A 23,048-nucleotide genomic window follows, 5' to 3' on the forward strand; every position below is an offset into this window, starting at 1 on the left:
AGAAGAAAGAGCAGCCATTGAGGTTTGCTCTTTCTTTTTAATTATTTCGTTTGTTGATGATTTTTTTCTTCTGATTCTGTATCTGTATCATCAGGGTGTTCCAAATCATAACCACCTAAATCATTTTTTTCTTTAGGTAATTCATCCACGATAAAGTCGGCTACTTCGCCATCTCTTTCTTTCATTCGTTCAAATCCTTTATCAAGTTGTCCAGCATTTTCAATATCACCAGACATTTTGTACCCCTCCACTTCAACATTACTTGTTGTGCCATAAATACGCATGCCACCAAGTTCAGCATTCACATTTTCTTTTGTTTTATTTTTCTTTCTTTCGGTCACATTAATCCCTCCATCATATTCTTTTATTACCATTTCACTTTATTAACTATGTATATTCTGCAGCATTTAATTAACAGATATACACGTCACCAGTTTTCGGAGAGAATATATTTTCTGAATTTATGATCTTAGAATAAATCAACTAGGTAGAGTCAATTTCTCGGAACGGGCTACTCGTCGTTAGCGTATTTTACTAAATTTCCTATTAATACATTGAAAATAGATCGCACATTCGTAAAAAATATGACGTTTGACCAAAACGCGAAAACGGTAATCACAACAATTATTAGCATGGCTAGATCACTAGGAAATGTGACAACTGCTGAAGGTGTAGAGTATGAGGAACAAAAAGAATTCTTATCAGCACAAGGCTGTGAGCAAATGCAAGGTTATTTATACAGTAAACCTTTAAAGCAAGATCAATTAGAAGATCTACTAAAGAAAGAGAAAAACGATAAAAGGCTACAAGAAAAAAGAAATCCTTTCAGTTAATAGTGAAAGGGTTTCTTTTAATATCAAGATTTCATTTAATACAACTTTCCTTGTTTGTATAAAACGACAGATAACTTCATGACAGAATGGATATAGCAATTTTGTCTTAACGGAAAGGAGTCCCCGAAAAACTTAGGTAAAATGGTATCCATCGTTTCTTTCATCTGTAGGTAGAGCATATCGAATACTTCTTTTTCATTATAAAATTGTGTTTTTCTTCCTTGTAACCATTCAAAGTAGGATACAATCACCCCACCAGCATTGGCTAAAATATCAGGTATGATAATCACACCTTTCTCGCTTAAATACTTGTCAGCTTCAGCAGTAGTAGGAGCATTTGCCCCTTCAACAATTATCTTAGCTTTTATTTGTTCCATATTTTTTCTGTGTATTTGGTCTTCCAAAGCTGCTAGGATAAGTACATCTACATTTAAAGTTAGTAAATTATCTCGGTCAAGAATGGTTGCTTTTATACCGCTTTTTTCAAGTTGCTCGTTGGTTGAAGGTAAATCATTTTCATTTCCTGCAATAAATTTCACTAGTCCTAGTATGTCCAAACCGTCTTCATTATGCAACGTAACATTTCTATCACTAACAGCAACGACTTTATTTTGAAGATATTTGCATGAATGTGCTTCTAAAGCAGCAACCGATCCCACATTTCCAAATCCTTGAACAGCGATCTTTAACGGGTGTTTTGCTTCTTCTATGGCAGTTTTAGCATAAATTGTATCATTTTTAATTAGCCAATCCTTTTGATTTGTTAAAAAATCATGAAGCATATAGCGAAAAGAAAAATAAACCCCTTTTCCAGTAGCTTCTCTGCGACCAAGTGATCCACCGTTTACGACACTTTTTCCAGTGAAGCTTCCTCGATATGGTTGTCCAGGTTTGATGCTTTTATATTCTGCCATCATCCAATCCATTTCACGCTCACTAGAACCTAAATCGGGAGCAGGGATATCTTTATCTGGCCCAATAACATCTGCAAAATATTGAACATATTTCCTTGATATAATATTTAACTCTTTCAAGGAATACTCTCGTGGGTCTATTACAATACCACCTTTTCCACCGCCAAATGGAATGTTGTGTAGCGAATTTTTTAACGTCATTAAAAAAGCTAGATTAATTACTTCTTCTTCATTTACTGATTCATGAAAGCGAATTCCGCCTTTATATGGGCCGAACGTATCGTTATGGTGAACGCGAAATGATGGTATCCGTACAACTTTGCCGTTTTCTAAAGGCATTCTTAAAAATGATTTATGCACTTTATTAGGTGTAGATAAAATAGAAGCTAATGATGAAAATGCTCTATTTCTTTCTTCGCCTTTTAAATCTATTAAGAACGCCTGATTTTCACTTAATGCATCCAGTGATTGCTGAACGATCGTTTTTGTTTGATAATGCAAAATAATTCCTCCAATCATTTGAAAGCGTATTCAATATTTAATACTATCGTACCATAAATGTATAAAAACGTTAGATGTTTAAAGAGATAAGAAAAACAAAAACACCCATAAATACTAGGGTGTTTGTATCATTTTATTAAATCGTAGTTGTTAAAATCTACCGACAGCTCTTGAAACCTTATCAATTTCAGCCATATCTTCTTCAGATAACGTAAATTGCAGTGTGCCAATATTTTCTTTCGCATGATTAGGTTTTGAAGCGCCAGGTATAGCGACAACCGTATCACCATGATAGTGAATTAACCAATTCAAGGCAACTTGAGTTACACTGACCTCATATTTAATTGCCATTTCTTCAAGTAAATCAATTAATGGTTTTGTTCTTTTTAATCCTGAAGCTTTAAATAGCGAACTGTATTTTCTAGGTCCAGATAAATTTTCAATTAATTCTGGATTATGGTGAAACTTCCCCGATAAGATACCTTGTTCCAATGGAGAGTAAGCAATGATAGTAACACCTAGTTCTTTTGCAGCTGCTAATACGCCATTATTTTCGATTCTACGATCTAATAAACTATATTTCACTTGATTGGAAGCTAAGAAGTAACCTTCGTCTTGAAGCACGTCATGTGCTTCTCGCATTTTATCTTCATTGAAATTACTGACACCAACATTTTTAATTTTATTGTTACGTAATAGTTTTGCCATTGCCTTCATTTCAGCTCTTACACTTGATAAAGAAAAAGGTTGATGAATTTGATAAAGATCGATACTTCTACCAGACAAAGCTTCAAGGCGTTTTTCAATTGTAGTAGTGATGGAACTGCTTCCCCTCATGAATGGCCACCATTTTGTAGCAATTAAGGCATTTTTTTCTTGAATATTTAGGTTATTTAACGATTGGGAAAGGGCTTTTTCAGACTCTCCCTTTCCATAAACTTCGGCAGTATCAAACCAGTTAATTCCACCTTCAAGACTCATTTTAATAATTTCATCAATGTCATCTTGATTCATTATTGGCCAAAATTTACCTGCAAATCCTTCACCTTTGCTGAATTGCCAACATCCTAAGCCCAAAGCGGAAATTCTCAAATTTGAGTGACCTAGTCTTCGTAGTGGGATGGTTTGATTAGTATTCATGAGCGCCTCTCCTTTAGTAATTAATTGATTATTACGTTCAGTCGATAATATAGATAACTTAAGTATAACGCATTATAGTGATAGAAGTCCTAGTTTAAGCATTTCAGTTTAATAGATTAAATGAGACAACAAAAACGGGAAGCCCTTTGATTAAGGTCTTCCCGTTTTTGTTGTATTTTAGTCTACTCTTACACAACTTTTAAAATCGGAACTATGTGTTCCATCACAAAATGGTTTATTTGATGATAAACCACAGCGGCATAAAGCTGTCATTCCTTTCGTTTCGTATTTCTTCCCCTCACCATCTACAAGTTCAATATCGCCTTTTACTAAAACGGGACCATTATCAGTAACTGTTATTTTAACATCTGACATAGATTCACCCCCTTTCGAAAATTGCACGGAGAAGGACCTTTTAATTTTTGTATGAACCATGGGAAATGATCCGATTGTAAATATCTCAAATTCAAGACAATCATACGACGACAAGAAATAAATGTCAATAAATTCAGATAATTAAGGGGGTGTTTAATATAAAGATTATTCGTGAATAGAAGGACCATTGAATAATTTATCTTGCATTTATTTTGGAGGGTACAAAGATGAAACAAACTGAACGCGAATTTTTTAAAAAAGAATTAATGAAAATGAAAGAGGATTACGAAGGATCCCTTTCTGAATCTAGCTATAACCAAGCAACATATTCAAAAGGAGAAGAATTATCTTATACTTCTAATCATCCTGGTGATCTTGGTACAGAAATGTTTGAACAACAAAAAGATAAAGCGTTAGACCAACATACTAATGATAAATTAGAAGAAGTAAACGAGGCGCTTACTGCGATCGAAGATGGTAACTATGGTTATTGTTCCGTTTGTAATAAAAAGATTCCGATTGAACGGATGGAAATTGTACCGACAGCAAAATATTGTATCGATCATGCTCATGCTATTGAACAAGAAAGTAAAAGAGAACGTCCTGTAGAAGAAGAAGTCATTCAACCGTTAGACCATGATGGAACGAGTTTTAAAGAAGAGTTAAGACAAGATACATGGAACACGGTTAGTGAACATGGAACGTCAGATTCGGAAGTAGACTCATTTGATGAAGATAAAGAATAAATGTTAAAACAAGGCTACGCCAAATTTACGTAGCCTTTATTTGAATTTATACTTATAACGTTAAACTTATGTCACCATCCTCCGTAATTTCAACGGTTGAGTAACTTTCTAGGGTCTCCATTTCCGTAATTTCATGTTTAACTGGTTTGGAGAAACTTTCCATATATAACTTATATGTTTCTGGATTTTTGATAATATGATAATAATGTACTTTTTTACCATTATCGTTTTCACTATTTTTTAAAGAAAACCGATCATCAAACTTATTTTTGAACCAAGCTCTTGCTGTTTCATGATCATCAAAGTCAGGCAATTGGTTGCTTAAAGACTCCATATCTATTTTCATCATATCCTCTCCTTTCATTTATATTATGGCCAAATTTTTAAAAAGACATGCAGAGTTGTTTTTAAATTAAAACAATGAAATGTATTAGAAGGAGAAGCCATGTTAAAAACACAAATTCTTATATTGATACCAAATTAACAATACTTTTCATGAAATATGAAAGAAACTAGTAATTATTCATTTCAATATTCTGATATTTCGGATACAATAGGTATATATATTTCGTATGTCGAAATATAAGTGATCTTTCATAATAGTCATTTCTTAAAATTTGAAAGGGGAATATTTATGAAAACAGAGTACAAAGAAACGTTAACTCGTTCAGAAGTTCCTTTAGAGCACACATGGAATTTAAAAGATCTGTTTAATACGGAAGAGGAATGGGAGAAAGAATTAGAAGCGGTACAAAATGATTTTGATCTCGTAACAAAATATAAAGGTCGTCTTACTGAAAGTGGAGAAACTTTGTTAGAGTGTCTAGAAGCAAAAGACGCTTTAGAGGAAAGGGTCATGCGTGTAGCAGCTTTTTCATCTCTTCGCTTATCTGAAGATGGTACTAATTCCACTAACCAATCAAATGCTGCAAGAGTTGATTCGATGCTTTCGAGTTACAGTGCGAGCACGTCGTTTTTCAATTCAGAAATTCTCGAGTTAACAAATGAGACAGTGGAAAAATACATACAAGAAGTAGAGGGATTAGACAAATTCCGCAAACCGTTGATGGACTTATTAGAAACAAAACCTTATAAATTATCATCAGAAGCAGAAGAAGTATTAGCTGCTTTTGGTGAAATTCATAGTGCACCATTTATGATTTATGAACGAAGTAAAACATCTGATATGACTTTTCCATCATTTAGAACGGATGACGGAACGGAATATCCGCTAACTTTTAACTCCTTTCCAACGTATGAAGGGTCAGCGAATACAGAGTTAAGAAGGAAAGCTTATGATCGTTTTGTGGAGACGATGAACCAGTATAAAAATACGTATGCAGCGACGTATGCAACAGAAGTGAAGAAACAAGTTGTGGAAGCTCGATTACGAAATTACGATTCTGCGACAGACATGCTCTTACATGATCAGCAAGTGACTAAAGAAATGTACAATAATCAGTTAGACACAATCCAAAAGGAACTAGCTCCTCATATGCGTCGTTATGCTAAGTTAAAGCAACGAATGTTAGGATTAGAAAAAATGTATTATAGTGATTTAAAAGCGCCATTGGATCCAGATTTTGATCCTGAGACAACGTATGAAGAATCAACGAAACTCATTCTTGATTCGTTGAAGGTGATGGGACCAGAATACATGGAGATCATGGAAGAGGGAGTAAATAATCGCTGGGTAGATCTTGCGGATAATGTAGGAAAGAGATCTGGTGCGTTTTGTTCTAGTCCTTATGGCGTTCATCCATATATTTTACTCACTTGGGACGACTCCATGAGAAATGCATTTACGTTAGCTCATGAATTGGGTCATGCGGGACACTTTAGTCTTGCTGGTCGTTATCAAAAATTAGCAAATACTCGTCCGTCGAGATACTTTATTGAAGCTCCTTCTACGATGAATGAAATGTTGTTAAGTCAGCATATTATTGCACAATCTCATGATGACCGAATGAGAAGGTGGGTTATTCTTCAATCTCTAGGCACGTATTACCATAATTTCGTGACTCACATCCTTGAAGGAGAGTTGCAGCGTAGAGTCTATGATTTAGCTGATAAAGGAATACCAATTACAGCAAATATCTTATCTGAGCAAAAAATGGGACTTCTTTCTAATTTCTGGGGAGATGCTGTCGAAATAGATGAAGGCGCTGGTTTAACGTGGATGCGTCAGCCACACTATTATATGGGGCTTTATCCATATACGTATTCCGCTGGTTTAACAGCGTCAACAGCTGCAGCACAAATGATCAAGGAAGAAGGTCAACCTGCCGTGGATCGATGGCTAACTGCTTTGAAGGCAGGTGGAACTTTAAAACCTCTTGAACTAATGAAACTTGCAGGTGTAGATATGACAACACCTGAACCTATTCAAAAAGCTGTTGCGTATGTTGGCTCACTAGTAGAAGACTTAGAAAAAAGTTACAAATAGATGTTGAGTTTAGAAATAAGAAATGAACTAGTAGCCTATTAATTATTGGTTTAGTGATCAGAACTTGCATGACTCTTTTTGAGAGAGTTAGTGCAAGTTTTTTTATAATTATATTAGAGATGAAACATTGTTTTATGAATAATTAGAATAACATTTGCTCATAAAGACGAATAGGTAAGAAATTGCCGTACATGTTCGAGTAAAAGAAAGAAAGTGTGCGTGAAACTATTAAGTAGTATGTATAATTAGAGGTTATAATAACATCAAGTAACCTGAAACTTATGCTTGTGATTTCAAAAATCAATAGTTAAACTATTTGATGGAGATGTTGTCTACATGCGAATATGAACATATTAGAAGTTGTTCAGCGTTTTTTGAAATCAAAGCCATAACGATTTAAAATAGCAATTAACGAATATATCCTAAAGTCGGTGAATACATTATGGAAAATTTGAATGCCTATCAAACATACCCAAAAGGAGCAAAAAAATTAGAATTAGCGCTAGCAGAGCTAGCTTCAAATAAATCGAGTGTTGATCTTGTATCGGATCAAGAGTCAGATGCCTTTTATTTCAGATCCCTCGAAGCTACAGGGATGCAATTAAATCAATCTCAAATTGATGCTGTGAGACATTATCAGGGCTCAGCGCTTGTGTTAGCGGGAGCAGGTAGTGGTAAGACAAGGGTTCTTACATCGAGGACGGGATATTTAATTTCTGTACATAACGTCAATCCAAAGAATATTTTACTTGTTACTTTTACAAAAAAAGCAGCGGAAGAGATGAAAGACCGAATTGCAAAACTACCAGGACTATCAAAGCAAATGGTTAATGGTATTACGGCAGGAACGTTCCATTCCATTTTTTACAGATTATTAAAGAGCCAAGGATACAATCAACAAATATTGAGTAGTGAAAAGCAAAAACAAATTGCGATTAAAATGATTCTAAAACAACGTAAGTTACAAGACTTATACGAACCTGAAACACTATTAGCAATTTTATCTTCACATAAAAACAACATGAAAACTGTACAAGATATTCAAGCGGAAAACTCTCTAGAAAAAGAAATAAAAGCTGTTTTAACAGAGTATGAATCTTGGAAACAGCAAAAACAATTATTAGATTTTGATGATATGTTATTAGAAGCGTATAAATTATTAAAAACAGATGAGCGATTGTTAACTGCAATGCAAAAGAGGTTTCAATATCTTTTGTGTGATGAATGGCAAGATACGAATCGGATACAATATGAACTGATTAAAATGATCGCCAAACCATCTAACCATCTTTTCGTAGTAGGAGATGATGATCAAACGATTTTTAGTTTTAATGGAGCAGATAGTTCGATTATTCTTCGTTTTTCCGACGATTTCCCTGAAGTGAAAAAAATCACTTTAGATATTAATTATCGGTCAACATCTCATATTGTTTCCCTTAGTAACAACGTAATAAAAAATAATGAGTTAAGACATAAAAAAACGCTTAAGACAAGTAAAGATCCAGATCAAAAGCCTATCTATCTAAGTCCTGATACGACAGATGATGAAGCGAAATGGTTAGTCGAAAAAATCATAAAAGATGTGCAATTTGGTAAACGTAAGTACTCTGATATAGCGATATTGCATCGAACGGCAACCAATAGTCGAGCGATCTTTGATCAAATGGTTTTGAAAAAAATTCCATTTATCACATATACTAAAGGGGAAACGTTCTATGAACATGGGATTGTCAAACCAGTGCTTGATTATTTGAGGTTATCTTTAAACCCTCAAAACAAAATAGCACTAGAAAACATTTTACCTAGCATGTATTTAAACAGGGAAAACACGATCAAGTACATTGAAACTGAAGAAATGTTTACTCCCGAAAAGAAATTAGTCAACTATCTGCTGCGTCTTCCGCATTTAAAAGATTATCAAAAGAAACAAATTAACCAACGTATGAAAATGATTGATAAACTGCATGAATTGTCGCCAACATCAGCGATCAAAGAGGTTAGAAGTTTTTATGATAAATATTTGGAAGCGAATGATAGAAAAACACTAACAACAGATAAAGAAATGATGAAAGAAACGCTATCAGAGTTACTTACATCAGCGAAGAAATTTAGTTCTGTGAAAGAATATATTCAGTTTATTGATGAGATTAATTATAAACATAACCAAATGTTTAATCAAAGAAACAAAATGGAAAATGACGTTATTTCATTAATGACGATTCATCGAGCAAAAGGGTTGGAGTATCCTGTTATTTATTTGATAGGAGCCTCGGAAACAATTTTGCCACACAGCTCCGCGCTTGAAGCAGACGAGAGAAAAGATTTACTGATTGCAGGAGAAGGAAAGAAAAAGATAGAATGTGCGGTAGAAGAAGAACGTCGCCTAATGTATGTTGCTATTACGAGAGCAAAAGAGGAAATTATTATTAGTTCCCCTTCTCTGTATCGAGGTAGAAAAGTTGCTGTGTCGCGATTTATCATGGAGGCTTACGGTGTAGATAAAGTAACCAGATCTCATGAAGAAATGAATAAGACTAGTAAGAAAAGAAAGAGTAATCCTATAAACAGAGAATTTAAATTAGTAAATGCTCTTGTTTGGGAATGTACCAGCTCTCGTTGCAATGGTTGGAAACAGGTGAATAAAAATGAAAAAGAAACTCTAGATCCTAAGGTTTGTCCACTATGCAAGGGTGTTATGGAGAAAAAAGAACGTGAGGTTAAAAAATATTCGTAGAAGTCTAACTATCACTTGTTGAATAACTCTACTAAGCAAAAAGGTATTATAATCTAATGAATACAGGAGGTTTTATTGTGAAAAATTTAGTGGAAACGTTAACGGCTCTCCATGGACCTTGTGGATATGAACAACCAGTGATTCGATGGATTCGCGACAATGTGAAATCACTTGTCGATGAAATTAAAATTGATTCTTTAGGAAATGTGATAGCTATAAAAAAAGGCAGACAACCAGGGCCATCAATGGTTATGACCGCACATATGGATGAAGTAGGATTCATAGTGAAAAAAATAGAATCTAATGGATTAATTCGGTTTGAAAAATTAGGTGGTCATGATGATCGAATTCTTTTAACACAAAAAGTTCAAATAAGAACTAAAAAAGGATTGTTAACTGGAGTAATTGGAAGTATTCCTGCCCATTATGCAAAATTTGATGATGCAAATAAAGTGAGAAATCATCGTCAAATGTACATCGACATAGGTATTAAAAGCAAACAGGAAGCGATTGATATGGGAGTTGAACTTGGCTCTCCAATCACATGGGCACCAAATATGGATTTTCTCGGTAACGAGACAACAGGTCGTTTTGTTGGGAAAGGATTTGATGATCGAGCGGGGTGTGCGGTGCTCATTAAAACATTGCAAGAATTAGAAAACACATCATTTTCTGGAACATTAACTGCGATCTTTACTGTGCAAGAAGAAGTCGGTTTGCGCGGGGCACAAGTGGCAGCAAAACAAACAGAAGCGGATGTTGCAGTTGCTATTGATGCAACTGCAGTTAGCGATACCCCAGAAGAAATGATGGATAATACGTTATCTATTGGAGGAGGAACAGGAATTAAAGTTCTTGATTTTAGTTTGATTTCTCATCCGGCAGTAAAAGATCATCTAATTGCATTAGCAGTCAAAAATAAAATAACTTACCAAATGGAAATCTTTCCTGGAATAGGGACGGATGGTGGAGCAATGAGTTTGGCAAATCGAGGGATTCCCACAGGCGTTTTGTCTATTCCTTCGAGATATGCTCATTCACCATTAGAAATTATTGATATGAATGATCTCATTGCTACGAAAAACTTATTAAAAGCTTTTATATTATCACTAAAAGAGGACACAACATTTTCGTTTCTTGAACCATATTAAAAGAAGATAAATCAATGACTGAAGTAAAAGTATTAAATTGTACGTATGTCATTTCGATTATCATGGTACAATAATGGATAGGAAAAACTTACCTAGAGTTTTGGAATGAAAGGGATGGAATAGTTTGAGTAATAATGAAACGAATAAAGAGGGACCAGAAAACCTCGCAGAATTGAAAAAATCAATAAATCGGAAGTCGAATTGGCGAGAGCGTTTGGATGCAGTGGAAGAATTAGGTGAATGGAAAGACAGAGAAACAATGGAATTATTAAAACATAGCATGTTAGGAGACCCAGTTTACAAAGTCCAATTAGCAGCTTATGAAAAATTAAAGGCTTTAGGGGAGCAAGTCTCAAAGCCAGAATATAAGAATGAAGACCCTATTAAAGGGACGAAAAAGATTCTCATTCGAATTAAAAAAAGTCTTCCTGCGGATCATTCTTATGAAGATTTCAAAGACAAAGTGAAAAAAATGAGACTTGATTTGTACGATACGTATGAAGGAGAAAAGGGCGAAGAATTTGATTCTTGGTTAGAAGAAACTTGGTCAAGCCTCCCTTCTAGAAGAATAAAATAATCATTTACAAACTCTTGCAATGTAGCAGGAGTTTTTCTTTTGATTGATGTTTTTAAGGGACTTCTAAGTATAACTCTCATGCAAAGGAGCACTTGCAAAAGTATGAGCCCTAAAAACGAACTGGATCAATGAAAGATATACATAAAAAAGTTAAATAAGTGGATTAAGGTAAATGATAATCCGCTTCCTTCCATAAACTTAATTATCTATTTTTTCATTCGTTTCTCCACTTTTTCTATTAGTTTTTCCTCTTTTTTTGAGGAAACGACTTTATCATTTACGATGACAAACGGCTTCTTTTTCCCAGGTCCGCAATATGATTGACAACCTATTTTAATTTTTGCATTAGGGTCTAGTTGTTCTAGTTTTGGAACTAGTGTATCAATATTTGTCGCTTTGCACTTGTGACAGACTTTAAATTTATTTGGCATTCCCAACACACCTTGTCAATAAAATCAGTCAATGGATGATTGAATGGTTAAAACATTGACGTTACCATATAAAACGTTGACTTTGGTGTATTTTACCTCTTCCGTTGATGAAATTGCAATTGTCTTGCTTGAGAAAAATATTATTGAGTTTTGTTTAGGGTGTTGTTTTTATCCAACTTTCAATGATAGTAATCTAATCTAATTGATAGTAAAATGAGCGAATAGACTGTTTTTTGCTGGAAGAAGGGACGCAGATGGATCCATATCAACGAAAAATAATTACTGCACTTGTTATTGCAACATTTTTAGCAGCCATTGAAGTAACGGTTATAAGTACGGCAATGCCTGTTATTACAAGAGATTTAGGTGGATTAGATTTAATTAGTTGGGTTTTTGCTATTTATTTATTAACATATGCTGTTATGACACCAATTTTTGGGAAACTAGCAGATTTATACGGTAGAAAAAAGATCTTTATCACAGGGGCCACGCTCTTTTTAATCGGTTCTGCCCTTTGTGGACTTTCACAATCGATGGAGCAACTTATCATGTTTCGAGCTCTTCAAGGAATTGGTGCAGGTGCATTAATGCCGATGACGTTCACAATCGTTGGTGATGTATTTACATATGAAAAGAGAGCAAAAGCTCAAGCGATTATTGGCTCAATTTGGGGTATTGCAGGGATTTTTGGTCCACTTGTAGGAGGGTTTTTTGTTGATTTTCTAACTTGGCATTGGATCTTTTATATTAATATACCATTTGGACTCGTCGCAATGTATTTAATAGGTAAAAATCTTGAAGAAAAGATCGAAAAACGTAAACGGTCCATTGATTTCGGAGGAGCTTTCACATTTATAATAGGGACAGGTGCTTTGTTATACGCCCTTCTTTCAGGAGGGAATGAAATTGCATGGAATGACCAGAGCATGGTTTATTTATTTTCAACTGCAATCGTTTTTTTAGTTGCTTTTGTTATTATTCAATTGAAAGTGAAAGAGCCAATGATTCCATTTCGTTTGTTTAGGAATCGATATTTATTAGTAGCAAACCTTTGTGGATTACTACTAGGATCGATATTAATTGGTTTAACGGCTTACTTACCTTTATGGGTACAAGGGGTACTTGAATTAGCAGCTACTTCTTCAGGTTTAACATTAATACCAATGTCACTTGGCTGGCCTCTAGGAGCTTATTTAAGTGGTCAATTTATCGTTCGTTTAGGGACCAAACCGATTTCTCTAACTGGGGTGAGTCTCATTGCTGGTGGAACATTTGCCCTTACCTTTATTACGAATACCACTCCTAATTTTACATTAATTATTATCATGTTCTTTGTAGGATTAGGTTTTGGTTTATCAATGACGATATTCTCCGTTATCGTCCAATCATCTGTTGATTGGAATAATCGTGGCACTGCGGCATCAACGAATGCTTTTCTTCGTACGTTAGGTCAAACTCTAGGAATTACTGTTCTTGGCACTGTATTAAATCAACATATTGGTGGGCAAACAAATAATGGGACAAATGTTGCCCCTGATCTTTTAGCTGAAGGGCTCCAATCTGTATTTATTATTTTGTTTATACTTGCTATCGCTTGTGTAGTTGTTGCAAGTTTTCTCCCAAAACAACAACCGGACGGTGAAAATGAGGAAACGAATATGTCAAAACAAGTTTAGTGTTGAAGCAGAATAGTTGCCTGTATAGAAACTTCCTCATTTGATTGACTAGAAAAGTCTTGTTATATTAGAACAGGACCTTTTTTTACCATAAATATCGGTCACAAGTTTAATATTAAGGGTGGTATACTTATTTAGTATGTTAATAAGGTTCAAATAGTGATTTCTAAAAAATATATTGTTTCGTGCTTTTGTTATAGAAAGGAAGAAATGCTATCATGTCTCTACCTAAATCGATTCTTAATCATCAAATTTTTAAGAATAAAAAAACCCCGAACGCTCCCTGGATTGTTCTTCTTCATGGAATTGGAGGAAACTCGAAAATTTGGTATAAGCAAATAAAGCATTTTAAAAAAGGGTTTCATGTCATGACGATTGATCTTCCAGGTCATTATCCTAATCCGGAAATGAAAGAATGGGACGTTGGATATTCATTTGACCTTTGTTCTGATATGATTTTAAGAATCATGGATGAATATGAAATTAAAAAGGCTCATTTTATCGGAATTTCTTTAGGTTCAGTGCTTATTCATCATTTTGCGAAAATGTATCCAGAAAGAATGTATTCAGCTGTATTAGGTGGTATGATCATGCAATTTAATACGCTATCAAAAACATTGTTAGCAGCTGGTCATATGGTGAAAAAGTTTGTACCATATATGTGGCTTTATCAACTGTTTGCTCACATTATGATGCCGAAAAATAATCATAAGCAGTCTCGGACAATGTTTATAGTGGAAGCTAGAAAAATGCGGCAAGACGAATTTTTTCGTTGGTTTGAATTGACGAAATATGTTAAGTCTATTTCGCGTAATATTGAAAAGTGTAAAGTTCCTCGTCTTTATATTTCTGGCAGTGAAGACCATCTCTTTATTAAACTACTAAAAAAACATGTGCCAACAGACCAATATAGTCAATTAGTGGAGTTAATTAATTGTGGCCATGTGTGCAATTTAGAAAAGAGTGCAGAATTTAATGATAGTGCGATTTCTTTTCTAGAACAACATAAATATGTGCATGAAAAAGACAGTCAAGGTGCATAAGGTTACAATAACCAAAGCCGACCAAGAGTTAAAGTAACTCTTGGTCGGTCTTTTAATCTAATTCAATTGTTCGGCTGGTCCAAAAAATTCAAAGTGAATTTTTTCTTCAGGTACTTTCCAATCTGCTAAAATATGTTTTATCGTTTTCATGAATGGTAAAGGTCCACAAAAATAGAATGTTGCCTCTTTGTTTTTTAAAACAGATTCTAACCACCTCTCATCGATAAATCCTTCTTTTTGGAATTGTTGATTCGCACGGTCAGACGCTGTTGGCTTTTCATAACATAAATAATAGTTAACATGCTCATGATTATTAGATAACTCTCTCACTTGATCGTCCATTGCATGAACATCACTATTGATAGCGGCATGGACAAACGTAACTTCTCGCTCAGGTTGCTGTTCAACGACCGTTCTTAACATACTAATCATTGGTGTTAAACCAACACCGCCACTTAGTAAAACGACAGGATCAGATTTTTTCATATCTAAAACAAAATCGCCAGCAGGAGAGGTAATTTCTACAACATCCCCTTCATTAATATAATCGTGCATAAAATTAGAGACCATACCATCAGGGGTGTTGTCACTTGTTTTTTCCCGTTTGATACTGATACGATAATAATTTTTGTTTGACGCATCAGATAGGCTATATTGTCTGATTTGAGTATATTCTTCTCCTTCAACGTCGCATCTTATACTAATATACTGCCCCGGTGTAAAATCTGCGATTGCTTTTCCATCTTTTGATTTTAGATAAAAAGAGGTAATAACGCTGCTTTCAGAAACTTTTTTAGCAATCACAAATTCTCTAAATCCATCCCATCCTCCTTTTAAATTGGACGCTTCTTTATACATTTCTTCTTCTATTTGAATGAATACTTCAGCAATTTTATTATAAGCTTTTTCCCATGCATCGATAATTTCGTCCGTTGCGGCGTCACCTAGAACTTCTTTTATGGCAAGTAATAAGTACTTTCCTACGATAGGGTATTGTTCTGGTGTGATTTGTAAGCTTCGATGTTTATGGGCGATTTGTTTCACTACAGGAACAATTGCTTCTAAATTATCTATGTACTGGGCAGCTGCATAGACTGTATTCGCTAAAGCCCTTGGCTGACTTCCTTGTTTTTGATTAGCTTGGTTGAAGATGTGTTTTAATTCTGGATGATCTTCAAACATCATTTCGTAAAATCGTTTCGTAATCGCTTCACCATGTTCGGCTAATACAGGAACCGTTGCTTTTACTGTTTCGATCGTTTTTGCATCTAATTGTGGTGCTGACATTATTAAAAACCCCTTTTGTAATATAGTCACAGTATAAAACTTGTATTTGAAATACATCTTTTATTGTATAGGTAAATGTGCTTTAAAGCAATATATTAAATACATCTTAAAAACACGAGCTCAATTTGTGGTTCTATATATCTATTATGTGGTAAAGTGAAATGACAATAATTTAGATGGAAATAGGTGATAATGGTGCAATTAACGACCTATACAGATTACTCACTCAGAGTTTTAATTTACTTAGGTGTTCAACCTGAAAATAAAAAATCAAATATAAAAGAAATATCAGACTTATATAACATATCAAACAACCATTTAAGTAAAGTTGTGTTTGAATTGGGTAAATTTGGTCTTGTGGAGACGATTAGAGGGAGGAATGGGGGCATTAAACTAGCCAAACAACCTTCAGATATAAATATCGGATCATTGGTTCGACATACAGAATCACCATTGCATCTTGTTGAGTGCTTTGATAAAGAAAACAATAAATGTAAAATTACATCGGCATGTCGATTAAAAGGAGTTTTACATGAAGCGTTGGAAGCTTACATGAACGTACTTGATTCTTATACATTAAGCGATCTCCTAGTAAATGAGAACGAACTACAAAGACTGCTTTTGAAGTGATTATGAAAAAACGATCAGGAAATCTGATCGTTTTTCTTTGAATGGACGTAGTTTTACCATTCTTTCGGTTGGTAATTTAATTCTCTAAACAATTGTTGACGTTCTTTTTTGGATAAATCCCTCCACTGTCCAACTGGAAGATTGCCTAATGTAATATTCATCACTCGCGTTCGCTGAAGTCTTAACACGTCATATCCGAGTTCTCCGCACATACGACGAATTTGACGGTTTAATCCTTGTGTTAATATGATTTGAAATTCAAATTTTGATTTTTGATATACTTTACAAGGAAGGGTTTTTGTCCCTAAAATATTTACTCCTTCTTCCATATTTTTTAAAAATTCATCCGTAATCGGTTTGTCCACAGAGACAATATATTCTTTTTCGTGTTCGTTTTCTACTCGTAAAATTTCGTTGACAATATCTCCATCATTTGTAAGTAGTATCAACCCATCGGAATCTTTATCCAGTCGACCAATATTGAAAACTCGTAGTGGATGATTGACTAAATCTACGATATTTCCTTTGACATTTTTTTCAGTCGTGCTTGTAATCCCAACAGGTTTATTTAATGCGAGGTATACATAATTATTGGCCATCTGTATTGGGTCACCGCTAACGAGGACTTTGTCACCGGGTTTCACTTGATATCCTGGTTTTGGGATTCTACCATTAACTGTCACTTGTTTTTCTTTGATTAATTTGTCGGCACCCCGTCTTGAAGTTTTTCCGGATTCGCTTATAAATTTGTTTATACGCATGTGATACACACCCTTAAGTGAGAGATTGTTTTCTAAGAATATTAAATGAAATGAACGTTTTTAAGACGAACTTTTGATAAGATAAATCGTATCATAAGTTCTTAAAAGATGTAACTATTCGATGATGGATTATTATCTATTTTCTATTTTACATAAAAAAATCATTTAAGGAGAGATAGGATGAGAACTGAAAAAGAAAAGATGGTAAGTGGGGAGTTATATAATCCTTCTGATAACCAATTAGAACAGGAACGTTTAGTAGCGAGAGGAATCACGCGAAAGTATAATCAAACGAGCGAGACTGAAATAGAAGAGCGACATGATTCACTCAAACAGCTTTTCGGATCGATTGGAAAAAACATCGTTGTAGAACCAACTTTTCGATGTGATTATGGTTACAACATACATGTTGGTGACCATTTTTATGCAAATTTCGACTGTGTCATTTTAGATGTTAGCCCTGTGAAAATAGGGAAGTATTGTTTCTTGGCACCTGGTGTTCATATTTATACTGCTACTCATCCTATTACGCCAAGAGAACGTAATTCCGGAATAGAATACTCAAAACCTGTGATAATTGGTGATAATGTTTGGATAGGGGGAAGAGCAGTAATTAACCCTGGTGTAACAATCGGCGATAATGTTGTGATTGCTTCAGGATCTGTCGTTATAAAAGATGTACCGGACAACGTAGTCGTTGGTGGTAATCCTGCGAAAATAATTAAACAAATTGACTTGGATTATAAAGAAATATAACCTACCGTTCTTAAGAGTGTAAGCCGATTTAATTTGAATCTCGATCAAATATAAATAGACGAACAGTGCCATAACTGTTCGTCTATTCATGCCATGCTTTAAGAGGTGGAAATGGAATTATTTGTTCATAAGGCGGTGGGGGAAGGATAGCGTTTTTATTTTCTACAAAAGGTTTATCTATAAAATTACGCGCAGCGTCTCTTTGTCTCCTAACGTAATTTAATATATGTTTTCCGATTTGTCGTCCAAGCCGAAGACCTTCATCATTATCTGCTTTAAAGTGAACGCCTCCAAGCAATCTAGAATAGGCATTTTCTTCGGCAATTTCTTTAAGACGAGTGGCTTCTTTCGGAAAGAAATAACTTAAAATGACTTCGGCACAGCCGGACATCGTTGCATGGCCGGATGGGTATGCTGGAAAAGCGGGTGTTGGTATAACTATTTTTAAACTTGGCTCAATTTGATTTGGTCGAGCAATATCTGTTAAATACTTTATTCGCCATGTAATGACCATCGCATCATTGATTGCTGCCTGTGTGATTGCAATAATTCTAGCAGTATGCACTGGTGTCACTTCGTAGGTATCAATTAAACGATCAATCACAGGTGTCCATTGTTTTGTAGGTGGACCAAAACTATAATACTTTGCTATATCTCTTTCTTGGTTCGTCAGTTTATTAAGTGTATTTTTTACAATCTCAATTTCTGATTCCATAAAATCAATAAAATAGGGATTCTTTATTTTAAAATGGACTAACTTTCCATTTAAATCAGTGATTTGTCCAAGTAAGTTACGCCGAAAATAATACATTGGCCAAGAGCCAGCTTCAGGTTGTAAAGGTTCTAAATTATCTTTGTTCAACTTCGACCATTTTGGCGGTGGATGTCTTCTTTTTTTCTTCATGATCATACTCCTTACTTATAAAGTTTCTATATCCTATCATATCTGAAGAATGAATTTTTTTAGATGATGACTTCGAGAAAATCACTTTCTAATTTAATAGTATCTTATTCATCTAATGTTAAAACGTGTGAGAGGTAGTCAGGAAAATATTACGTCACATAAATTCAGAAAATTCTGTATAATGTAAGTGTATATATTGATAGTTCGTTAAGAAAAGGACATGATTTTTCTTGAAAAAATCTCAAGAGGAGGTTTTTATGATGAAAAAATTGTTATTTCTTATGTTTATCTGTTTTTCTTTAACATCAGCTTGTTCAAACGATGCAGCGAATAGTAGTAATAGTAATGATCAAATTGTAAATGAAAATTTAAATAATTTATCAGATCAAACTAAAGATAATGAGGAAGAAAATAATGTGAAAGAGAAGGAAAAGAACAAGGAAATAGACGAAACCAAATCGAATGATCCAGTTGAAAATGTCAAAGAAGAAACAAATGAAGATATAAATGGAGAAGCAAACGAATCGGAAGCTTTAGAACTTGAACAGGAAACTCACCATCTTATTCTCTATTTCTCTGATCGTGATTTAATGGATACGTATCGCATTAAAAAAGAAGTAGAAATAAATGTTGGAGATGATTTAGAAAAAATTGCCATTGGAGAGTGGTTAAAGGGACCTGACCATGAAGAGTTATCAGGGTGGGTTTATTCAGGTGTCATCGTAGAATATATTGAAGAAGTGGATGGTGTTGCCCACGTAAGTTTATCTAAAGAAATTCTAAAGACTAGCATGGGATCAAGTGGCGAATCCATGTTTGCTACTCAGATTGCAATGATAATGGAGCAATTTGGATATGCACAGACACAAGTTTTAGTGGAAGGGAAAGTACTTGAATCGCTTTTTGGTCATGTTTATTCCGGAGAGCCGTTTTTTGCAAATGAGCCTGACGATTTTTTATGGATCGATGAAAAAGATTCTCGTGAAATTACCATGAAAAATGATGCATTTAAAATTTATGAACCAGCTGCAGATAGTGAAGTGAAAGGTGAAATTGTTGTAAGAGGTCTAGCCCGAGTCTATGAAGGAACCGTCTCATATGAATTTGAAGATGGTCATTATATTTTAGATGAAGGTTTCACAACAGCTTCTGCAGGGGGACCTGGATGGGGAGAATTTGAAATCGTTATTGAACTAGATGACGTTGTTGATTATTCAGGAAGAGTGATCTTATTTGAAGAAAGTGCAAAAGACGGATCAAAGTTACATGAGTTAATCATTCCAGTTTATGTAATAGAGTAACGAATGATAGGATGAGGTGTTATTAGAATTCCACCTCATCCATTAATATTTGATTACACAATGTATTTCCTCGATATAAACAAATTCCTCTGTTACATGACTATTCTTAGAATAACGTCAACCCTATGCCTATAATTGCCCCACTTAGAAAAAGAACCCAAATGCAAAAGCCCATTATATCTCTAGCATTTAAACCTGCAATAGCTAATGCTGGAAGTGCCCAAAATGGTTGTATCATGTTTGTCCAAGCATCCCCCCATGCTACCGCCATAGCAGTTTTTGCTGAACTAACTCCAAGATCCGCTCCTGCAGTTAGCATAATTGGAGCTTGCACAGCCCATTGACCGCCGCCAGATGGCACAAAAAAATTCACAATACCAGCGCTCAAAAACGCAAATAATGGGAATGTTGTTTCCGTCGAAATAGCAACGAACCATTCCGAAAACGTTACTGCTAATCCTGATGTCACCATCATGCCCATTATTCCAGCGTAAAAGGGAAATTGAATAATAATTCCTCCCGCATTTTTTACAGCAGACGAAACGCACGTTAGATAATTTCGTGGCGAGCGAAAGCGTCGACGATGAAAGGCAGTAAGCGAGATAGATAGTGCCTTTCAGTAGCTACCCGCGGCGTATTGGGGAAGGAAAGGGTATGTATAGTGCCTTTCAGCAGCTACCCGCGCGTATTCGGGAAGGAAAGGATGGATAGGTTTATTTGTTATAAGAACAATGGACAACGAATAAAAAAGGATCCGGTAAATACCTTTGCATTAATTTAGTTGATAATGACGTAAGCGTATTCATTTTTCCTCCTTTCTTTTCTTCATTTAATATAGAAAATACGATTTGTCCTTCTTTATAAATAACTATTAAACATTTCTAGAATTATGCTTGGTGTTATATAGTTGATCGATGTTTAAGCACTAAAATCTCTGATCATTAATTATTTGTCTTTTTTCGATAATGTATCTCAAATGTAATAAATATCCAACCAGAGGCTGAGTTTTATTCAACCTAAGGCAGGTGTGACGGATGTTCAAATCAATTTATAATTTTTTATATAGTAAAAAAAGAGAGGGTGCAGAGAGTGGAAAAAATCATTGAAGTGAATGGTATTCATAAGACGTACGTTAAAAGAAAAACGAAAGAAAAAGTTACCGCGGTAAATGACATATCTTTTGATGTTCATCGTGGAGAGGTGCTTGGTTTACTTGGGCCTAATGGGGCTGGAAAAACGTCAACAATCAAAATGATTTGTGGGCTATTACAGTCAGATCAAGGTTCGATTTTGATTAATGGTTTAGATATACAAAAGAAGAGATTAAAGGCATTGCGTCATATCAGTGCAGTGTTAGAAGGAAATCGAAATTTATATTGGCGTTTGACAGTTAGGGAAAACTTAGAATATTTCGCTGGGAATCGTGGGCTTTCTCGTAAAGAAGTACATGCACAGGTAGATAAGCTACTCGGACAATTCCATTTGAAAGAGAAAGAGAATGAACTTGTGAATGGATTATCTCGTGGGATGCAACAAAAGCTAGCTATCGCTGTGGCATTATTGGCAAATACGGATGTTATTTTATTAGACGAACCTACTTTAGGGTTAGACGTTGAAATTAGTTATGAATTGAGAGAAATACTTAAAACGGTTGTTAAAGAGGAAGACCGTACGATTATCATTAGTTCGCATGATATGCCAGTTGTGCAAGAACTTTGCGATCGAACGATCATTATTAATAAAGGAACGGTTGTTGTAGATGAGAATGTCGAGAATTCACTCCGTTTTTTTGAAACAAGAGCCTATTCTATTAAATTAGGAGAACCGTTAAGTCGTGAGCAAGAAAAACGTTTATTTCGTAAATTCCCTCTGTGTAACTATAAAAAACAACAGAAACAAACTATTGTTGAAGTGAATTTAGACCGAAGTGAAGATATTTATGAGCTTATCGATATATTCAAAGAGGTAGAAACAATTATCGACAGTATTGATCGTACATCCATAGATTTCGAACAAGTGTTTATGCAAATAGTGAAAGGGGAGTCTATTTATGAGATGGCTTAACTTATTAAAGGCAAATTTTCGTAAAGAATATATTGAAATGAAACGCTATTTTCCAAATACATTGGCGCTTTTAGTTACTTTTTATATTATCTTTTTAGCAGCATTTTTTGGGATTGTCTTTATTGGTGATCCGGCAAGTTTTGAAGCGAATGTGCAATATTCGATTGTTAGTGTTGTGTTTTGGAGTTTAACGATGCTGACGATGAATTTCATAGGATTTTCAGTGGTTACTGAGGCAATGAGGGGGACGTTAGAACAACTATATATGTCACCGATGGGAGTATGGAAAATCATGCTTACTCGAATCATTGGACAATTCGCCTTGCAGTCGATCCTCATGATCATTTTACTGTTTGCAGCAATGGGTACCTCAGGACAATGGCTTAATTTAAATCCAATGACTACGATACCAATTATACTAATAACGATGGTTAGTATGGTTGGTGTTAGTTTCATGATTGCTGGTCTTGCGATTATTGTGAAACAAATTCAAGCATTTTTACAAATTTTTCAGTTTGTATTAATGGGTTTAGTTTTCATTCCATTATCTGTAGCACCAATATTAGCCTTTGCTCCTTTTGTTAAAGGGGTCAACCTCGTTCGAACAGTGATGATAGAGAATCTTACCTTGTCTGAAATTGCCTTTTCAGATGTCACTATTTTATTATTGAATTCTTTTATTTACTTCATATTAGGGTTAATTGTATTTCATCGATGCGAAAAAATTGCGATGAAAAAAGGGTTATTAGGACAATATTAAGGTTCAGGTATGAGAAAA

The 23,048-nt window shown here is 34.7% G+C and carries 21 protein-coding genes and 2 pseudogenes; 13 read left to right on the forward strand and 10 right to left on the reverse strand.

Annotated features, from left to right (window positions below; genetic code table 11):
- Positions 1–41: 41 nt before the first annotated feature.
- Positions 42–341, reverse strand: coding sequence for a hypothetical protein (locus tag QDN89_RS14265; RefSeq protein ID WP_280770829.1), 300 nt, complete (start codon positions 339–341; stop codon positions 42–44).
- Between the two features lie 171 nt (positions 342–512).
- Between QDN89_RS14265 and QDN89_RS14270 the strand changes: the two are divergent.
- A pseudogene (locus QDN89_RS14270) lies at positions 513–833 on the forward strand (EAL domain-containing protein); the annotation flags it as partial.
- A gap of 35 nt (positions 834–868) precedes the next feature.
- Here the strand turns inward: QDN89_RS14270 and QDN89_RS14275 are convergent.
- The 3 genes from QDN89_RS14275 to QDN89_RS14285 form a co-directional block, all read right to left on the reverse strand.
- Positions 869–2,248: a Glu/Leu/Phe/Val family dehydrogenase gene (locus QDN89_RS14275; protein ID WP_280770830.1), complete on the reverse strand. Its 1,380-nt coding sequence runs from the start codon at positions 2,246–2,248 to the stop codon at positions 869–871.
- A 150-nt stretch (positions 2,249–2,398) separates the two neighbouring features.
- Positions 2,399–3,388: an aldo/keto reductase gene (locus tag QDN89_RS14280; RefSeq protein WP_280770831.1), complete on the reverse strand. Its 990-nt coding sequence runs from the start codon at positions 3,386–3,388 to the stop codon at positions 2,399–2,401.
- Positions 3,389–3,565: 177 nt separating this feature from the next.
- Positions 3,566–3,763, reverse strand: a complete 198-nt coding sequence (locus QDN89_RS14285; protein ID WP_280770832.1) for a CDGSH iron-sulfur domain-containing protein — start codon at positions 3,761–3,763, stop codon at positions 3,566–3,568.
- Between the two features lie 227 nt (positions 3,764–3,990).
- Between QDN89_RS14285 and QDN89_RS14290 the strand changes: the two genes are divergently transcribed.
- A complete protein-coding gene (locus QDN89_RS14290; RefSeq protein ID WP_280770833.1) occupies positions 3,991–4,509 on the forward strand; it encodes a TraR/DksA C4-type zinc finger protein in 519 nt (172 codons plus the stop codon).
- Positions 4,510–4,561: 52 nt separating this feature from the next.
- Here QDN89_RS14290 and QDN89_RS14295 read toward each other — a convergent pair whose 3' ends face one another.
- Positions 4,562–4,855: a hypothetical protein gene (locus QDN89_RS14295; RefSeq protein WP_280770834.1), complete on the reverse strand. Its 294-nt coding sequence runs from the start codon at positions 4,853–4,855 to the stop codon at positions 4,562–4,564.
- Positions 4,856–5,143: 288 nt separating this feature from the next.
- On the opposite strand from QDN89_RS14295, the gene pepF reads away from it, so the two are divergent.
- The 4 genes from pepF to QDN89_RS14315 all read left to right on the forward strand — a co-directional run bounded on the left by pepF (position 5,144) and on the right by QDN89_RS14315 (position 11,417).
- Positions 5,144–6,955 carry an oligoendopeptidase F gene (gene pepF, locus QDN89_RS14300; protein WP_280770835.1) on the forward strand — a complete coding sequence of 604 codons (1,812 nt, stop codon included), beginning with the start codon at positions 5,144–5,146 and terminating at the stop codon, positions 6,953–6,955.
- 442 nt (positions 6,956–7,397) lie between these two features.
- On the forward strand, positions 7,398–9,689 hold the full coding sequence (locus QDN89_RS14305; RefSeq protein WP_280770836.1) for a UvrD-helicase domain-containing protein: 2,292 nt from the start codon (positions 7,398–7,400) through the stop codon (positions 9,687–9,689).
- 77 nt (positions 9,690–9,766) lie between these two features.
- Positions 9,767–10,840, forward strand: coding sequence for a M42 family metallopeptidase (locus QDN89_RS14310; RefSeq protein WP_280770837.1), 1,074 nt, complete (start codon positions 9,767–9,769; stop codon positions 10,838–10,840).
- Positions 10,841–10,964: 124 nt separating this feature from the next.
- Positions 10,965–11,417 carry a HEAT repeat domain-containing protein gene (locus QDN89_RS14315; protein ID WP_280770838.1) on the forward strand — a complete coding sequence of 151 codons (453 nt, stop codon included), beginning with the start codon at positions 10,965–10,967 and terminating at the stop codon, positions 11,415–11,417.
- A 206-nt stretch (positions 11,418–11,623) separates the two neighbouring features.
- Here the strand turns inward: QDN89_RS14315 and QDN89_RS14320 are convergent, their stop codons facing one another.
- The gene (locus QDN89_RS14320; protein ID WP_280770839.1) at positions 11,624–11,848 is read right to left on the reverse strand and encodes a YuzB family protein; all 225 of its coding nucleotides are present in this window, start codon (positions 11,846–11,848) and stop codon (positions 11,624–11,626) included.
- Positions 11,849–12,102: 254 nt separating this feature from the next.
- Here QDN89_RS14320 and QDN89_RS14325 point away from each other — a divergent pair, with 254 nt between their 5' ends.
- Together QDN89_RS14325 and QDN89_RS14330 are read left to right on the forward strand one after the other, a co-directional pair.
- A complete protein-coding gene (locus tag QDN89_RS14325) occupies positions 12,103–13,524 on the forward strand; it encodes an MDR family MFS transporter (protein WP_280770840.1) in 1,422 nt (473 codons plus the stop codon).
- 218 nt (positions 13,525–13,742) lie between these two features.
- A complete protein-coding gene (locus QDN89_RS14330; protein ID WP_280770841.1) occupies positions 13,743–14,567 on the forward strand; it encodes an alpha/beta fold hydrolase in 825 nt (274 codons plus the stop codon).
- A gap of 57 nt (positions 14,568–14,624) precedes the next feature.
- On the opposite strand, the gene hmpA is transcribed toward QDN89_RS14330, so the two are convergent.
- Positions 14,625–15,857, reverse strand: a complete 1,233-nt coding sequence (gene hmpA / locus QDN89_RS14335; RefSeq protein WP_425335407.1) for an NO-inducible flavohemoprotein — start codon at positions 15,855–15,857, stop codon at positions 14,625–14,627.
- A 192-nt stretch (positions 15,858–16,049) separates the two neighbouring features.
- On the opposite strand from hmpA, the gene QDN89_RS14340 reads away from it, so the two are divergent.
- Positions 16,050–16,484: an Rrf2 family transcriptional regulator gene (locus QDN89_RS14340; RefSeq protein WP_280770843.1), complete on the forward strand. Its 435-nt coding sequence runs from the start codon at positions 16,050–16,052 to the stop codon at positions 16,482–16,484.
- A gap of 53 nt (positions 16,485–16,537) precedes the next feature.
- Here QDN89_RS14340 and QDN89_RS14345 read toward each other — a convergent pair whose 3' ends face one another.
- A complete protein-coding gene (locus QDN89_RS14345; RefSeq protein ID WP_280770844.1) occupies positions 16,538–17,254 on the reverse strand; it encodes a pseudouridine synthase in 717 nt (238 codons plus the stop codon).
- 171 nt (positions 17,255–17,425) lie between these two features.
- Here QDN89_RS14345 and QDN89_RS14350 point away from each other — a divergent pair, with 171 nt between their 5' ends.
- Positions 17,426–18,001 (forward strand): maltose acetyltransferase domain-containing protein, encoded by a 576-nt coding sequence (locus QDN89_RS14350; RefSeq protein ID WP_280770845.1) that lies wholly within the window; start codon positions 17,426–17,428, stop codon positions 17,999–18,001.
- Between the two features lie 82 nt (positions 18,002–18,083).
- Here QDN89_RS14350 and QDN89_RS14355 read toward each other — a convergent pair whose 3' ends face one another.
- Positions 18,084–18,905, reverse strand: coding sequence for a vanadium-dependent haloperoxidase (locus tag QDN89_RS14355; protein WP_280770846.1), 822 nt, complete (start codon positions 18,903–18,905; stop codon positions 18,084–18,086).
- Between the two features lie 257 nt (positions 18,906–19,162).
- Between QDN89_RS14355 and QDN89_RS14360 the strand changes: the two genes are divergently transcribed.
- Positions 19,163–20,206: a Gmad2 immunoglobulin-like domain-containing protein gene (locus QDN89_RS14360; RefSeq protein ID WP_280770847.1), complete on the forward strand. Its 1,044-nt coding sequence runs from the start codon at positions 19,163–19,165 to the stop codon at positions 20,204–20,206.
- Between the two features lie 106 nt (positions 20,207–20,312).
- Here the strand turns inward: QDN89_RS14360 and QDN89_RS14365 are convergent.
- A pseudogene (locus QDN89_RS14365) lies at positions 20,313–20,774 on the reverse strand (TIGR00366 family protein); the annotation flags it as partial.
- A 521-nt stretch (positions 20,775–21,295) separates the two neighbouring features.
- On the opposite strand from QDN89_RS14365, the gene QDN89_RS14370 reads away from it, so the two are divergent.
- Together QDN89_RS14370 and QDN89_RS14375 are read left to right on the forward strand one after the other, a co-directional pair.
- Positions 21,296–22,270 carry an ABC transporter ATP-binding protein gene (locus tag QDN89_RS14370; RefSeq protein ID WP_280770848.1) on the forward strand — a complete coding sequence of 325 codons (975 nt, stop codon included), beginning with the start codon at positions 21,296–21,298 and terminating at the stop codon, positions 22,268–22,270.
- Entirely contained in the window at positions 22,257–23,030 is a 774-nt protein-coding gene (locus QDN89_RS14375; protein WP_280770849.1) for an ABC transporter permease, read from the forward strand. Before QDN89_RS14370 ends, QDN89_RS14375 begins: the two co-directional genes overlap by 14 nt.
- Positions 23,031–23,048: the final 18 nt, after the last annotated feature.

This window comes from Salipaludibacillus daqingensis (assembly GCF_029891575.1).
GTDB classification, from domain to species: Bacteria; Bacillota; Bacilli; order Bacillales; family Salisediminibacteriaceae; genus Salipaludibacillus; species Salipaludibacillus daqingensis.

What these genes read in the sequence shown, in the direction of transcription:
- QDN89_RS14280 (WP_280770831.1), bottom strand. Translation starts at nt 3,388, where the DNA reads ATGAATACTAATCAAACCATCCCACTACGAAGACTAGGTCACTCAAAT.
- QDN89_RS14285 (WP_280770832.1), bottom strand. Translation starts at nt 3,763, where the DNA reads ATGTCAGATGTTAAAATAACAGTTACTGATAATGGTCCCGTTTTAGTA.
- QDN89_RS14290 (WP_280770833.1), top strand. Translation starts at nt 3,991, where the DNA reads ATGAAACAAACTGAACGCGAATTTTTTAAAAAAGAATTAATGAAAATG.
- QDN89_RS14295 (WP_280770834.1), bottom strand. Translation starts at nt 4,855, where the DNA reads ATGAAAATAGATATGGAGTCTTTAAGCAACCAATTGCCTGACTTTGAT.
- pepF (WP_280770835.1), top strand. Translation starts at nt 5,144, where the DNA reads ATGAAAACAGAGTACAAAGAAACGTTAACTCGTTCAGAAGTTCCTTTA.
- QDN89_RS14305 (WP_280770836.1), top strand. Translation starts at nt 7,398, where the DNA reads ATGGAAAATTTGAATGCCTATCAAACATACCCAAAAGGAGCAAAAAAA.
- QDN89_RS14320 (WP_280770839.1), bottom strand. Translation starts at nt 11,848, where the DNA reads ATGCCAAATAAATTTAAAGTCTGTCACAAGTGCAAAGCGACAAATATT.
- QDN89_RS14325 (WP_280770840.1), top strand. Translation starts at nt 12,103, where the DNA reads ATGGATCCATATCAACGAAAAATAATTACTGCACTTGTTATTGCAACA.
- QDN89_RS14330 (WP_280770841.1), top strand. Translation starts at nt 13,743, where the DNA reads ATGTCTCTACCTAAATCGATTCTTAATCATCAAATTTTTAAGAATAAA.
- QDN89_RS14350 (WP_280770845.1), top strand. Translation starts at nt 17,426, where the DNA reads ATGAGAACTGAAAAAGAAAAGATGGTAAGTGGGGAGTTATATAATCCT.
- QDN89_RS14355 (WP_280770846.1), bottom strand. Translation starts at nt 18,905, where the DNA reads ATGAAGAAAAAAAGAAGACATCCACCGCCAAAATGGTCGAAGTTGAAC.
- QDN89_RS14360 (WP_280770847.1), top strand. Translation starts at nt 19,163, where the DNA reads ATGATGAAAAAATTGTTATTTCTTATGTTTATCTGTTTTTCTTTAACA.
- QDN89_RS14375 (WP_280770849.1), top strand. Translation starts at nt 22,257, where the DNA reads ATGAGATGGCTTAACTTATTAAAGGCAAATTTTCGTAAAGAATATATT.